Annotated in this window: 12 protein-coding genes; 8 read left to right on the top strand and 4 right to left on the bottom strand. The window is 42.2% G+C overall.

The genetic code is table 11. From position 1 onward, the window contains the following. Positions 1-338: 338 nt before the first annotated feature. The 6 genes from NIES1031_RS08500 to NIES1031_RS08480 all read left to right on the top strand — a co-directional run bounded on the left by NIES1031_RS08500 (position 339) and on the right by NIES1031_RS08480 (position 4,552). Entirely contained in the window at positions 339-527 is a 189-nt protein-coding gene (locus tag NIES1031_RS08500) for a hypothetical protein (RefSeq protein ID WP_015187483.1), read from the top strand. Positions 528-566: 39 nt separating this feature from the next. Further along, positions 567-1,490: a histone deacetylase family protein gene (locus NIES1031_RS08495; RefSeq protein WP_073549016.1), complete on the top strand. Its 924-nt coding sequence runs from the start codon at positions 567-569 to the stop codon at positions 1,488-1,490. A 316-nt stretch (positions 1,491-1,806) separates the two neighbouring features. Next, complete coding sequence (locus tag NIES1031_RS24260) at positions 1,807-1,983, top strand: hypothetical protein (RefSeq protein ID WP_178378087.1); 177 nt, start codon at positions 1,807-1,809, stop codon at positions 1,981-1,983. A gap of 168 nt (positions 1,984-2,151) precedes the next feature. Beyond that, positions 2,152-2,541, top strand: a complete 390-nt coding sequence (locus NIES1031_RS08490; RefSeq protein WP_073549015.1) for a hypothetical protein — start codon at positions 2,152-2,154, stop codon at positions 2,539-2,541. Between the two features lie 69 nt (positions 2,542-2,610). After that, positions 2,611-3,975: a UDP-N-acetylmuramoyl-tripeptide--D-alanyl-D-alanine ligase gene (locus NIES1031_RS08485; protein ID WP_073549014.1), complete on the top strand. Its 1,365-nt coding sequence runs from the start codon at positions 2,611-2,613 to the stop codon at positions 3,973-3,975. Between the two features lie 22 nt (positions 3,976-3,997). Continuing rightward, on the top strand, positions 3,998-4,552 hold the full coding sequence (locus NIES1031_RS08480) for a GNAT family N-acetyltransferase (RefSeq protein ID WP_073549013.1): 555 nt from the start codon (positions 3,998-4,000) through the stop codon (positions 4,550-4,552). Here NIES1031_RS08480 and mutL read toward each other — a convergent pair. Beyond that, positions 4,549-6,276 (bottom strand): DNA mismatch repair endonuclease MutL, encoded by a 1,728-nt coding sequence (gene mutL / locus NIES1031_RS08475; RefSeq protein ID WP_073549012.1) that lies wholly within the window; start codon positions 6,274-6,276, stop codon positions 4,549-4,551. The genes NIES1031_RS08480 and mutL overlap by 4 nt on opposite strands. A 353-nt stretch (positions 6,277-6,629) precedes the next feature. Between mutL and NIES1031_RS08470 the strand changes: the two genes are divergently transcribed. Next, positions 6,630-7,076, top strand: coding sequence for a rhodanese-like domain-containing protein (locus NIES1031_RS08470; RefSeq protein ID WP_073549011.1), 447 nt, complete (start codon positions 6,630-6,632; stop codon positions 7,074-7,076). 113 nt (positions 7,077-7,189) lie between these two features. Here the strand turns inward: NIES1031_RS08470 and NIES1031_RS08465 are convergent, their stop codons facing one another. The 3 genes from NIES1031_RS08465 to NIES1031_RS08455 all read right to left on the bottom strand — a co-directional run bounded on the left by NIES1031_RS08465 (position 7,190) and on the right by NIES1031_RS08455 (position 11,000). Continuing rightward, positions 7,190-8,710: a thioredoxin-like domain-containing protein gene (locus NIES1031_RS08465; protein ID WP_143167736.1), complete on the bottom strand. Its 1,521-nt coding sequence runs from the start codon at positions 8,708-8,710 to the stop codon at positions 7,190-7,192. A 169-nt stretch (positions 8,711-8,879) separates the two neighbouring features. After that, positions 8,880-9,266 (bottom strand): hypothetical protein, encoded by a 387-nt coding sequence (locus NIES1031_RS08460; RefSeq protein ID WP_073549156.1) that lies wholly within the window; start codon positions 9,264-9,266, stop codon positions 8,880-8,882. Between the two features lie 144 nt (positions 9,267-9,410). Continuing rightward, a complete protein-coding gene (locus NIES1031_RS08455; RefSeq protein ID WP_073549009.1) occupies positions 9,411-11,000 on the bottom strand; it encodes a hypothetical protein in 1,590 nt (529 codons plus the stop codon). Between the two features lie 534 nt (positions 11,001-11,534). On the opposite strand from NIES1031_RS08455, the gene psaA reads away from it, so the two are divergent. Continuing rightward, the gene (psaA, locus tag NIES1031_RS08450; RefSeq protein ID WP_073549008.1) at positions 11,535-13,793 is read left to right on the top strand and encodes a photosystem I core protein PsaA; all 2,259 of its coding nucleotides are present in this window, start codon (positions 11,535-11,537) and stop codon (positions 13,791-13,793) included. Positions 13,794-13,841: the final 48 nt, after the last annotated feature.

Below are 13,841 nucleotides of genomic sequence, written 5' to 3'. Positions count from 1 at the left end.
AACTCCAAAAATCTGAGATTATCAGTCGTTAAAATGGAAAAACGCCAAATTATTCCAATTTACTGCTGAATATTTGTTAAATAATGATACAATTCTAGCATATTTTCCCTATTGCTGGGGGAGTAACTCATTCCTAATGCCTTACGACTAAAGTCGGGGCTATACAAACATTGACGATCGCACACTAAAAGTACCACGTTTGCTTAGGCGCAAGTTCGTTCGAGATTGCATAAGTGCAATCTCATTCATTCACCAACTAAAAATTTAAGTCTGAAGATAGTGTGTGCTTTCCAGCCGAGCAATCTAAACTGAGGCGTGTGTAAATTCAGAGAATTCTCATGGCAGAAAACGAACGACCAGAAGACGTTTTATCACCCGAAGTGCTAGACAAAATTAAGCATCCGCCAGCAATAGATGATGCTATGCAACAGTTATCTACAGAAGAAGTAATGAATAATCCGGCGATGACTCCACCTACAATTGATGACTCGATGGAAGACAGAAGCGATTGGAAGCGCGATGAGTAAGGATACAATTTGATTGAAGATCCCACTGCCGCTTGCTGTATGCTGCCAGTTATTTATTCTGACGAGTTCCTTGACCATAAAACTGGACGATTCCACCCAGAAACACCAGGACGCTTAAGCGCGATCACTACCGCACTCAAACAATCAAAGTTTGCCCACCAAATAGAATGGCGATCGCCAACTCCGGTAACACAATCACCAGCATTAGCACTTGTTGAACAAATTCACGCAGCAGAATATATTAACCTCGTTCGTTACATCGCTAATACGGGTGGCGGCTATCTAGAACCAGACACACCAGTTTCACCGCGCAGCTACGATATAGCATTATTAGCAGTCAGTGCATGGCTAGACGGCGTCAATAGTGTCTCAGCGACTCAAAATCCTGCTTTTGTTCTTACGCGTCCTCCAGGTCATCATGCTGAAAGCGATCGCGGTATGGGATTTTGTTTATTTTCAAACGCGGCGATCGCCGCACACTATGCGTTAGCACAACCTGATATCAACCGTGTCGCTATTCTCGACTGGGACGTGCATCATGGTAATGGTACTCAAGCGATCGTCGAAAATCATCCTCAGATTGCTTTTTGCTCGCTGCATCAATCTCCCTGTTATCCTGGTACAGGACACGCCTCCGAGCAAGGTAAATTCAACAACGTTTTAAATTTACCTGTGTCGCCTGGCAGTACTATGGAAACGTATCAGCCTTTGTTTGAAGCAAAAGTCATACCATTTTTATCTAATTTTCAACCTGATTTACTGATTGTTAGTGCAGGATACGATGCAAACGCAGCTGATCCTCTAGCAGAAATTGCATTACAGCCTCAAGATTACGGCAAATTTACAGAGTATTGTTTACAGCTAACTCGTAGAATTGTATTTGGTTTAGAGGGAGGTTATGATTTTTCTGCACTCTCGCAATCAGTTGTTGCCACGTTAGAAAAATGCCTCGTTCACGTTTAACTTACAATCTACGTAAAATCTAAGAAGCATTTGCGGTAGACATACCACAAGGAGTCCATGCAGGTGGACTTCGTTTGTTTAGTGGTGAATTTATTCACCACCACATCTAGCTGTAATAAACAGTGTATTTAAATACATCCTCCGCAATCTTGTCAGAAAAAACAATTTTTTTGAAAAGAAAAGCTTTTAGCCGTATAATTACAGGTGTAACGAATTGTTAAGAAACCGGATTTAGTAATTTTTCTGTGGAATCTAACAGCAATAGTGTGGAGAAATAAGTAAGCACTATTTATCCCCTGAAGTTGAGTGAAAAGTAATGACGACATATATTTTGTTTGAAACCGCTTTAGAGATACTCAAAAACGCCTACCTTGCGTCTGCATTGGTGCTGATTGCTGCTTCTGGAATAGGTTTAGCCGTAATCGCACTTATTGAAAGAGACGTTCCAACTTCCGATACACATCAGCAGCATCATATTTTAAGGTTTTGGTAACAGTTACAGCACACAGCCTGTCGAGTTAAGCCAGCGAGTCAGCGTTTGTAACTTGGTCATATTTCCATAACAGTCACAAAATAATTCATCCACCCTAAGGTACATTTTTATCCTTCTTTAGATATACTTGTCTGAACCGTTATTTGCGCCACAGAAGGAACCTAGGGTATGACTTGTACAGAGTTGGAAAGGCAAATTGCCAAATTAGCAATGGCAATGATGACTCGAAATTCACAGATAGGAAAGGATTTAATCAGTCATCTCAAAGCCCAACTCACCACCGAAGCAGTCGCCGGGATAATCATCATTAGCATTGAGCGTGTACTTTGGTTTGATCCCAAGTCGGTACTGTGGACTGTAAACCAGCTTCTCCCTACTGATATCTACCAAGAAATCCAAAACACATTCCTCGTACATTTTTACAAGCAGTTAATTAGCAAAGGTTTCGTTCCCGGGAAAGACTTTAGTATTGATGCGAAAAGTCAACTACTGTTGAATCCACAAGCTAAGTCCGCAATGTTCAGTAACCTGATTAAAAACAACCTGATAACTGCGTAGCAACAGATCGCTGTAAAGTGAAGAATAGGGGAATTTCCCTAACTTTTAATCTCCTCCTAACTCGTACCTATGCCTTGTTGTGGCACTTTAAATCAACTTGCTCAAGTTTTAGCCGCTAAACCAGTGTTATCAAAGACTGAGATAACGGCACAGTTTACGGGTATTAATACAGATAGCCGTACTATAAAACCAAGCGAAGTTTTCGTTGCCTTACGTGGAGAAAAATTTGATGGTCATAAATTTGTATCCGCAGCAATAGAAAAAGGTGCGATCGCCGCAATCGTTGACTCTGGCTTTCAATCGCCAAATGAATCGATTCCATTTCTGCAAGTAGAAAATACTTTAAAGGCTTATCAACAAATTGCGCACTGGTGGCGTCAGCAATTTTCTATTCCAGTGATTGCAATTACGGGTTCGGTTGGGAAAACGACAACTAAAGAACTCATCGCCGCAGTTTTAGCCACACAAGGTCATGTTCTCAAAACCCAAGCGAATTACAATAATGAAATTGGTGTGCCAAAAACCTTGTTGGAACTTGGTTCCGAACATGATTACGCAGTTGTTGAAATGGCAATGCGGGCAAAGGGAGAAATTGCTTTACTCACGCAAATAGCTTGTCCGACAATCGGCGTGATTACAAATGTCGGAACTGCGCATATCGAAAGATTAGGGTCAGAACAAGCGATCGCAGAGGCTAAGTGCGAATTATTAGCCCAAATGCCAAATTCGGCGGTAGCAATTCTCAATCACGATAATTCACGTCTCATGAAAACTGCGGCAACAGTTTGGCAAGGTCAAACTGTTACTTATGGCTTAGAAGGCGGAGATGTACGTGGTGAAATTGCCAGCGATCGCATCGTAGTTGATGGAACAGAAGTAACTTTGCCGCTACCAGGGCGACACAATGCGACTAATTTTCTAGCGGCTTTGGCTGTTGCCAAAGTTTTACAAATCGATTGGTCATGCTTAAATAACGGTTTAGTCGTTGATATGCCAAGTGGGCGATCGCAGCGTTATGAATTACCGAATGATGTGGTAATCTTAGATGAAAGTTATAATGCTGCACCAGAAGCAATGAAAGCAGCATTGCACTTACTCGCAGAAACGCCAGGAAAGCGACGAATTGCAGTGTTGGGTGCAATGAAAGAATTGGGAGAGCGATCGCTGCAATTGCACCAAGAAATAGGAAAGTTAGTCGGTCAACTCAAGATTGATTTATTGATAGTGTTAGTTGACGGTGAAGACGCACAAGCGATCGCACAAAGCACCGAAAGTACTTCGGTAGAGTGCTTTGCTAGTCATAAAGATATTCTAGAGTACTTGCGAGGGATTGTTAGTGAAGGTGATCGAATTCTTTTTAAAGCTGCACACTCAGTAGGTTTAGACCAAGTTGTCAATCAATTTCGTGCTAACTTTGGTCAGTTCAGAAACTAGAATAGCCATTCTTTTATAGCTGATGCAAATTATTAACTTAGATGGTGCTGATAAAGATATATTACAGCAATTAGCAGACTTATTAGTTGATTCTTTTAAAGAACATTGGGCAACTGCGTGGGTAAATTTGGATAGTGCTTTACAAGAAGTACAAGAATCATTAGCACCTGATAGAATTAGCCGCATTGCAGTGGATGAAGACAATACGGTTTTAGGATGGATTGGTGGAATAAGTCAATACAGTGGCAATGTTTGGGAACTTCATCCTTTAGTTGTCCATAGTGAGTTTCGACGTCAAGGAATTGGCAGCGCGCTTGTTTTAGACTTAGAAAACAAAGTAAGAGAACGTGGTGGAATTACACTTTGGTTAGGTACAGATGACGAAGATAATATGACGTCACTATCAGGTGTTGATTTGTATCCTAATGTATGGAAACATATTGCTAATATCAAAAATTTACGCGGTCATCCTTACGAATTTTATCAAAAGCTAGGTTTTGTCATTGTGGGAGTCATGCCCGATGCCAATGGTGTAGGAAAACCTGATATTTATATGGCGAAAAGTTTGAGAAATTAAATACCGTGGCTTTTACCAATTACCCAGTGACGGCGGAAGAAACGAGATAAAGCTGATTCTTCTAAAGATAAATAAATAGGACGTCCATGCGGACAAGTTCGCGGGTTACGCGTACGTTGCCATTGATTTAATAGTGTCTGCATTTCTTCTAAACTTAACTCTGTACCATTACGAATTGCGCTACGACAAGCGACAGCTACTTGTGCAGTTTGCAAGTCTCCTCCCAAACTAAGTTCTAACAGTGCGTCTGCACAATCCTCACGTGTTTGCAGCATTGCTGGAATATTACGGATTGCCCACATTTGTTCGCCAAAAAACTCAATTTCTATACCAATATGTTCGAGTTGCGATCGCTGTGCGGGTGAAAGATTACTTAAAATAATTGCCGGTTCTAACGCGACGAGTTGCCAATTATCGACTAGTTGTTCGTATAAAACACGTTCGTGCGCAATATGCTGTTCAACTAACCATAATCCTCCTGGATGTTCGGTCACAATGTAGGTATTGTTGACTTGAGCAACAGCTTTGAGGATATAAGGTGGCGGTTTACTGTTTTGAGTACCTTCTTCTACATCGGCACCAGGTTGAATTTGACGGCTAAAATTGTAACCACTTGTCGCTTCAGCAGCTTTGATGAGTTTACTAACTCTTGAATTGTGTAAGGATTCAGGAATCGTTTCAGAATTAAGACGTAATGCTTGTTCGATAGCTTGCGCAACTTTTTCTTGCCAATAATCTAAATGATGTAGATAAATTTCGGCTTTTGCAGGGTGGCGGTTCCAATTAATATGATTAGGTGCAACTTGAAGATGTAAAAAACATATTGGATAGCGATCGTGCGGTAATGTTCGCGCTGTTGCAGTTAGTATCGTTTGTTCGATTTCTGGTAATTTTACCCGACGTCCATTTACCGCAACTCTAACCCAATCGGGACGATGGCGATGACAGCGATCAGGTAAGCCTAAAACTAATTTGATAAAAGCGCGTGTTGCAGTATCGTTGCTATATGGTTGAGTAGATAAAGTATCTGGATGGGGAACCTCAACAGTCAATTCTTGTAAGTCACTTACACGCACTTGACGAATAAATTGCGGTAAGAGGTGCTGCGAGGTTTTTCCAGCGCTGATCGTAAACCACTCGCGATCGTCTTGCCATACTTGCCAAGTTACATGCGGGTGACATAAAGCAATCTGCTGAATCGTGCTTTGCACAGCTTTCATTTGCTGTGCGATCGCGGGTAGTCCTTCACGGTAGTTTGGTACATTGCCAAATAGGTCTGATACCGTGACAACTGTACCAGGCGCGATCGCTACTGTTGTTGCTTCAGACACTTGCCCTCCAGCATCGTAGCGAACGTGCCATCCTTCGGCGGTTAGGGCTAGGCGACTCATAATTTCTAGGCGTGCTAATTGCGTTAGGCTATGTAACGCTTCACCGCGAAACCCCAAGCTAGTAATTTTCCACAAATCGTCGCGATTGCGAATTTTACTCGTGCTGTGTGCTATTGCTGCTTGCTGTAAATCTGTGAGTTTCATCCCACAGCCATTATCCGCAACTCGTATGCGCCAATGCTGTGTCCACACAGCTACAACAATTCGTGTTGCACCTGCATCAAGCGAATTTTCTACTAATTCTCGTACAACTGCTGCCACTGAGTCTATCACTTCTCCAGCAGCAATTAAATTAACAACTTCTTCCGGTAAAGTGTAAATACTGGATAACATACAATCCAGTTTTTGATTAACTAACAACTTAACTAAATTAAAAAATATTTGCTTATACGAATAATCAACTAAAATACTTAAATAAATTGCTTTTGATTATTTATTATATCACTCAAAATAAAGTAATTAACCATATCTAATTCAGCAAGCTCATCGCTGTGATTTTGTTTCTCGTAACGTGTACAAAAAGTCAATAATAAATAAACTACAAATTAATAAAAATTAACACGCATTTGTTTGAGAATTCGAACTATTCCTAAAGAAAGATATTACAAACGTTCATTCTAAAGAAAGATCGTCTAGCTTGTATTACTTGGTAAATTGCGAATGAGCAGATAAGAGAGGAACCTTATATGAACAATCCTTTAGGCGGTATAATTCCAGAACAACCACCTATTGAACCTCAGTCTAATGTACATGAACTTAAGTCGCGTTTAGAATGGGGCGAACCAGCATTCACTATTTTAGACATACGTGATCGTAACACTTACAACGATGGTCACATCATGGGCGCAATGTCAATGCCTGTAGATGAATTGGTAGACCGCGCTGAAAGTTCACTAGCTAAAAGTCGCGATTTATACATCTATGGTGAAACTGACGAACAAACAGCGCAAGCAGCACAACAACTCCGCGCTGCTGGATTTGAACATGTATCAGAACTCAAAGGTGGACTTCCTGCATGGAAAGCTGTAGGCGGTCCTACAGAAGGTATTCTAGAGTCTAGAACCCCAGCAGGTGCAGATGACTATAACGTTGTTTCGCGTATGCAAAATCAAGCGGAAACTCAACAAAAGTAACTTATAGTCTAATACTATACCATAGTAGAATTTACACTCATCACAACAGCTATCAAACAATTCCTTGTATTTAAGATTCTCCTATCTCAATGCATCATTTTGAGGTAGGAGATTTAATTTTTATTAATATGAAAATCCTTCTCGACAGGAAAGCATAAGTCTGGAGCACATAGTTTTGGAAAATACATAGTTGTGATTTCTAGCGTACTAACGTTTATACGTCGAATCGCATGGTTGTTCGTATCAGCAACAAAGATGTAAGAACCTATCCCGCTTAGCCCAGAAGGTTCAGAGAATTGAGTACTTTCTTTGTCATCGCGGCCTGCTGCATCTCCTAGTACAGTTTGACAAATACCCGTATGAGGATCTACTCGCTTAATTTTGTGGTTATAGGTGTCTGCAATCCATAATTGTTCTTGGAAAGATTCTACGCCTAAACAGTGTTGTAAGCGTACTTCTGCCCCAACGCCATCAACATCACCAAAGCCAAATAACTCACCACTACCACATAAGATTGTCACTTGTGAATTTTCCAAACTGATGCGACGAATCGAACTGACTTCACTATCTGCAATATACAAGTCTTTACTATCAGTCGTGATTCCACTAGGTTGAGCAAAAGCTGATTCTGCTAAAGCGCCATCAATACAAGCTTCTGCACCTCTACCAGCATAAGTTGCGATCGCCAACGTTTCTAATTGTAACTCCCAAATTTGGTGCGAACCTGCCATCGCGATAAATAAAGAATTGCCTACTTGTTGGATATCCCAAGGAGAATTAAGCGGGGTTGCTACTCCAGCACCGTGATACGGTTGGATATTGCGGCTTTTGTCGCCTGTACCTGCGATGACTTCCACAACTTGACGCTGGAAATCAATTCGGCGTATTGCATGATTATCTGTGTCAGCTACATACAAAAGTTGCTCTTCGGTATCAAAAGACATTCCTTGAGGACTAAAAAATTGCGCTTCACTAAACGAACCGTCGCGCAATCCAGGTTTACCCGTGCCAATGACATACTGCAACTCTCCCTCTAAAGTACTTACAACGATGCGATGATGACCAGAATCAGCAATGAATAAATTGCTTGTTGTGGCTAAAACTTTACCTGGGAAAGCTAACGGGTTTACTAGTGGTTGACGTTGTTTCTCTGAAGTTACATCGAGTGCTTGCGCCGCAAATGTCCCTTTTTTTTGATGTTTTTGAATTAACTGCGCTACTAATTGGTCTATGGTATCGCGATGACCTTCACCAGATACATGACTAACTACGTAGCCTTCAGGATCAATTATCATTAAAGTCGGCCAAGCACGCACTGCATATTGCTGCCAAACTTTAAAACCACTGTCAACGAGGACTGGATGTTCAATATCGTAGCGCAAGATGGCTTGGCGGATATTCTCGACCTGTTTCTCGTTATCAAACTTAGCCGAATGAATCCCAATTACTGTAAGGTTATCCTTGTATTTGCGTTCGAGACATTTTAAATCTGGCAGGACGTGCAAGCAGTTGATACAGCAGTACGTCCAAAAGTCTAAAATAATAACTTGACCTCGCAGTCGCTGTAGTGATAGAGGAGATTTAACATTCAGCCAAGCTTGGTTTTGTGGTAATTCTGGCGCTCTTACTCGCATCGTATGCTTTCTTTTCATTTATCGTAAATTTGGCAAAACGGCAGCGCAACTAAATTAAATAACCTGGAACCGATTGCACGATAGTGAACTACAGTGTCAATTCCAGGTTACAGATTCAGTTATAAAAGGTCTAAGAAGTTCAAAAGTACTAGACTTTGATCTACATGTTTTATTTGTTCTCAACTTTGCTTTGAGCTTCTTCCATAGCAGCTTTCTTGTCTGCCTTATTTGGATTAAAGGTTACACCTGTCTGACGTGCCTTCAGTTCTAAAGTTTCAGGAATATTTTCTCCAAGCTTTTTAATATTCTTTAAACCTGTGTCACCTATGGGGCGATCAGCGCTATCACCAAAATCTTCAGCTTTTTCTTTGATGCGCTTCATCGTTTCACTCGTGACAGGATTTTCGTCTAATTCTGGATTAGCAGGAGCAGCCTGGGCTTGTAGAAGTACACTTTGATTGAAAACTGGAGCTACCAAAAATGTTATAGCTACCAGGAAAACTGTAATAATGTGACGCAATCCTACATTTTTTAACCAATTTATCATTGATTTCATTTTCCTCTCCATCCGTTGATCTTGGATTGTAACTTTCTAACTTTTTACTTTTTTAGGAATAACATCTTCTCCCTGGGGTTAGAAAGTTTGCAATTGTGCAGCGTGATCGCCCAGTCTAAAAAGTAAATTTAGATTAACCTCTTTTTACATATGCGGTTTTAGTTGTACTTTATCGTCTGTAACAGCTGGTTTTAATTCTTCCTCTATTGCATTTGGAGGGATAACATCTTCTGATGGTGATGGTGATAAGTCAATTTCTGGCGTTAATGGTGGTTGAGGCGATACTTGAGTTTCTGAACGACGCCGGAAGCGATTGAAAAATCCACCTGGTTTCTGTAAGGGTTGTGTACGTTTTAGCACTGGTGTAGGTTCTGATGCTTCTGGAGAAGTTTGTTCTGATGGTGCGATCGCTGGTTCGGCTTCAGGTGAACTTGGTGGTTCTAAAGTTTCTATCTCCGGTATAGCTTGCGTTGACGCAGGAATCTCTAGCTTTTCGGGGATTGTTTCCTTGTATTCATCAGGTAGTTCCGGTTCTACAGGTTTCACGCTGGGAGTAGGCTCGATTTCACGACGCCGAAAGCAATTTTGGCGTTCTAAATTGGAATCACCTTTGATTGCTGGTTCGGTTGATTCTGTTTCAGTTTCCTGCTGCGGTTGTTGAACTTCTGTTTCGTCTGATGGTGCTTGTTGTGGAAGTTCTCGTTCTACTTCTGAGGAGGGTATAACTTCGGGTACTGGTAAGGGTGATGGTGTAGAAGTAGGTTCAACGCTAGGAGACTCATTAATGTAATTTGGATCGACAATACCACGTGCTTCGACGACTGATATTTGTCCTTTAACTAACTTTCCTAGTGTATCCGTTGCTGTAGGATCATACGTGACGAGTCGAACTGTATTGTTAAAAACATTCGGCAAAGAGTTACCTTGCTCGTCAATAAACTCTAGCTGAACCCAGTTTCTACCAGGTTGCAAACCTTGAAGATAAAGCGGTTGCCAGCGATCAATAATAAAGCTTTCTCCGTTAATTGTGCAGCGAATACGCCAATCAGCAATATTTCCTTGTTGTTTTGCTTGAGCAACAAGATGTAACGGCGCATTAGTTAGGTAAAAATCGAGGAGAACTGGTTCCGCGCTCACTGTTCCTTGAGGCGTGTTGTATGTTAGCAGTGGTTTTTCAAAATTAGGGCTATTATTGTGATCCTTCGTGAAGATATGGAAAGTCGTTTGGGCGTAAGCTCCTTCATTCTTGAAGCTTTCATTCCAAGGATAAGTAGCAAAAACACGTAGAGTATGCGTTCCTGGAGCTAAATCTGACAAAACAAGTGGCTCGTTGAGATTGTAAACATTTATGTAGGGCTGGTTATCTAAGATGACTTTGAGGTGAGGACCTAAATTTAGTTTTTTGTTTTTAAAGATTTGTAAATCTTGAACCTGCAAGCGGACGTTAATTGTATCGTCTTGCAAAATTTCGTCGGGCTGCGGACTCAAGATAGATACTTGTGGGCGGCGAGCTTCTAAGGTTTGACGTAGCTGCTGAATCACTTCAGGTGGAGAGACTTCGGCGATCTTCGTGGAATGTGGTGCAATACTAGAAGCTAAGCGCGTGTCGTTAGGGTTGCGTGCTTCCTCGGTGAAGCGATCGCCACAACTAATTAAACTCAAGACAATTAGCCCTATCAGTAAAAATGACACAACTGTTTTGATAACTTTTTGCCACCAATTTATATCCAACACGTCGCTGAATCCTCGCAACTGACGTCAAACTTTCCTAATGTATTACTGCTATCTCGATTTGATTCTCAGTAATAGTTACTAGTATGACAGTGGTAAAAATAGCAGGAGCAAATAGGTAGCAAATATAAATCAAAAAATGAGCAGAAGTACGCGGCAAAATCACTGAGTGGCAGAACTTTTAGTCTTTTTATTAACAATTCTTTACTTTATACGCACAGTATTTATTTTTGAAGTATAAGTTTTACGAATGTTTGAGCTTTGTAAATTATATGAAGATACTCTTGACTTTTTTTCCACTGGTTTGAACTCACATAGCAGAATTGACTTGCTCTCCAGGGTTTTTGAATTATTGTTAAAAAACTTTCAACACTCAGGTAATCATGACCCTATAATTCATCAGAAAGCACTTTCCACGAGTGACCTTCATTGCTGGGTCAACCGGACTCCTAATTTGAGGAAGATAGGATGATTCAGCCCGAAGACAGCTGGTGGTGTCCACAAGTTCTGTTTCCTTGTCTAGAGAGGAGAGTCTAAATGACGATGAGTCCTCCGGAGCGAGAGGAAAAAAAGGCAAGGGTTATCGTCGATAACGACCCTGTACCTACTTCATTTGAAAGATGGGGACAGCCTGGTCACTTTGACCGCACCTTAGCTAAAGGTCCAAAAACAACAACCTGGATTTGGAACCTACACGCTCTCGCCCATGATTTTGATACTCATACCAGCGACCTAGAAGATATCTCGCGCAAAATCTTTGCGGCACATTTTGGTCAGCTGGCTGTGATCTTCCTCTGGTTGAGCGGCATGGAGTTTCATGGCGCTCGCTTTTCAAACTACGAAGCTTGGCTAAGTGATCCAATTGGGATTAAGCCAAGTGCGCAAGTTGTTTGGTCAATTGTTGGTCAAGATATTCTTAACGCCGACGTTGGTGGTGGTTTCCACGGCATCCAAATCACCTCTGGATTATTCCAAGTTTGGCGTGGTGCTGGTTTTACCAATTCCTTCCAGCTATACGTAACTGCGATTGGTGGTTTAGTGGCAGCAGCTTTGATGCTATTTGCTGGCTGGTTTCACTACCATAAGCGCGCTCCTAAGTTGGAATGGTTCCAGAATGCGGAGTCGATGCTGAACCACCATTTGGCAGGTCTACTGGGCTTAGGCTGTTTATCTTGGGCAGGTCACCAAATTCACGTAGCTTTACCAGTCAATAAGCTATTGGATGCTGGAGTAGCACCAAAGGATATTCCCTTACCCCACGAATTCATCCTGAATAATAGTTTGATGGCAGAGTTGTATCCTAGTTTTGCCCAAGGGTTAACGCCCTTCTGGACATTGAACTGGGGACAATATGCTGACTTTCTCACCTTTAAGGGTGGATTGAATCCTGTAACAGGTGGTTTATGGTTGACCGATACAGCGCACCATCACTTAGCTTTGGCTGTGCTATTCATCGTTGCAGGTCATATGTACCGCACAAACTGGGGTATTGGTCATAGTATTAAAGAAATTTTAGAGAACCACAAAGGTCCTTTCACAGGTGATGGACACAAAGGTCTCTATGAGAATATGACCACGTCGTGGCACGCCCAGCTAGGTACAAACCTCGCGATGCTTGGTTCGCTAACAATTATCGTGGCGCATCACATGTACGCGATGCCTCCTTATCCGTACTTGGCAACTGACTACGCCACAGCCTTATCGATCTTCACTCACCACATGTGGATTGGCGGCTTCTTGATTGTTGGTGGAGCAGCCCACGCGACGATTTTTATGGTGCGTGATTACGATCCAGCAGTGAACCAAAACAACGTGCTAGATCGGGTAATTCGTCACCGCGATGCGATTATTTCGCACCTGAACTGGGTGTGCATGTTCCTTGGTTTCCACAGCTTTGGTTTATACATCCACAACGATACAATGCAAGCGCTGGGTCGTCCGCAAGATATGTTCTCGGACACTGCAATTCAATTGCAGCCTGTGTTTGCGCAGTTCGTTCAAAACATCCACACCCTAGCACCTGGTTCTACCGCACCTAACGCGCTGGAACCTGTAAGCTACGCTTTCGGTGGTGGTGTGGTTGCTGTAGGTGGCAAAATAGCCATGATGCCGATCGCCTTGGGTACGGCGGATTTCATGATCCACCACATCCATGCTTTCCAAATTCACGTTACAGTATTGATTCTACTGAAGGGCTTCTTATTTGCTCGCAACTCGCGTTTGATTCCAGATAAAGCGAATCTTGGTTTCCGCTTCCCCTGCGATGGTCCAGGTCGCGGTGGTACCTGTCAAGTATCAGGTTGGGATCACGTGTTCTTAGGTTTATTCTGGATGTTTAACACCATTGCGATCGCAGTCTACCACTTTAGCTGGAAGATGCAGTCGGATGTGTGGGGAACGATTGACCCAGACGGAACCATAGCACATATCACGGGTGGTAACTTTGCGATGAGTGCAAATACCATCAACGGTTGGTTACGTGACTATCAATGGGCGCAAGCAGCGCAAGTGATTCAGTCCTACGGTTCAGCACTCTCTGCATACGGTCTGCTGTTCTTAGGCGCTCACTTTGTTTGGGCTTTTAGCCTTATGTTCCTCTTCAGCGGACGTGGCTATTGGCAAGAACTCATCGAGTCGATCGTTTGGGCACATAATAAACTAAAGGTCGCCCCAACAATTCAACCCCGCGCACTTAGTATTATCCAAGGTCGTGCGGTAGGAGTAGCTCACTACTTGTTAGGAGCGATCGTGACAATCTGGGCGTTCTTCGAGGCGCGCATAATTTCAGTAGGTTAGCATTTAGCCATCAGCACAGCGTTTCAGTGCGATGTCAGCTGATGGCTT

The sequence above is a fragment of the Chroogloeocystis siderophila 5.2 s.c.1 genome, from assembly GCF_001904655.1.
In the GTDB taxonomy this organism is placed as follows: Bacteria; Cyanobacteriota; Cyanobacteriia; order Cyanobacteriales; family Chroococcidiopsidaceae; genus Chroogloeocystis; species Chroogloeocystis siderophila.
Note: the sequence above shows the minus strand (reverse complement) of the source record. Positions and strands in the feature narration are given on the sequence as shown.

Bases quoted from the DNA above. Each gene is read 5' to 3' on its own strand.
- mutL (WP_073549012.1), bottom strand. From the start codon at position 6,276: ATGTTATCCAGTATTTACACTTTACCGGAAGAAGTTGTTAATTTAATT.
- NIES1031_RS08485 (WP_073549014.1), top strand. From the start codon at position 2,611: ATGCCTTGTTGTGGCACTTTAAATCAACTTGCTCAAGTTTTAGCCGCT.
- NIES1031_RS08490 (WP_073549015.1), top strand. From the start codon at position 2,152: ATGACTTGTACAGAGTTGGAAAGGCAAATTGCCAAATTAGCAATGGCA.
- psaA (WP_073549008.1), top strand. From the start codon at position 11,535: ATGACGATGAGTCCTCCGGAGCGAGAGGAAAAAAAGGCAAGGGTTATC.
- NIES1031_RS08500 (WP_015187483.1), top strand. From the start codon at position 339: ATGGCAGAAAACGAACGACCAGAAGACGTTTTATCACCCGAAGTGCTA.
- NIES1031_RS08465 (WP_143167736.1), bottom strand. From the start codon at position 8,710: ATGCGAGTAAGAGCGCCAGAATTACCACAAAACCAAGCTTGGCTGAAT.
- NIES1031_RS08470 (WP_073549011.1), top strand. From the start codon at position 6,630: ATGAACAATCCTTTAGGCGGTATAATTCCAGAACAACCACCTATTGAA.
- NIES1031_RS24260 (WP_178378087.1), top strand. From the start codon at position 1,807: ATGACGACATATATTTTGTTTGAAACCGCTTTAGAGATACTCAAAAAC.
- NIES1031_RS08495 (WP_073549016.1), top strand. From the start codon at position 567: ATGCTGCCAGTTATTTATTCTGACGAGTTCCTTGACCATAAAACTGGA.
- NIES1031_RS08480 (WP_073549013.1), top strand. From the start codon at position 3,998: ATGCAAATTATTAACTTAGATGGTGCTGATAAAGATATATTACAGCAA.
- NIES1031_RS08460 (WP_073549156.1), bottom strand. From the start codon at position 9,266: ATGAAATCAATGATAAATTGGTTAAAAAATGTAGGATTGCGTCACATT.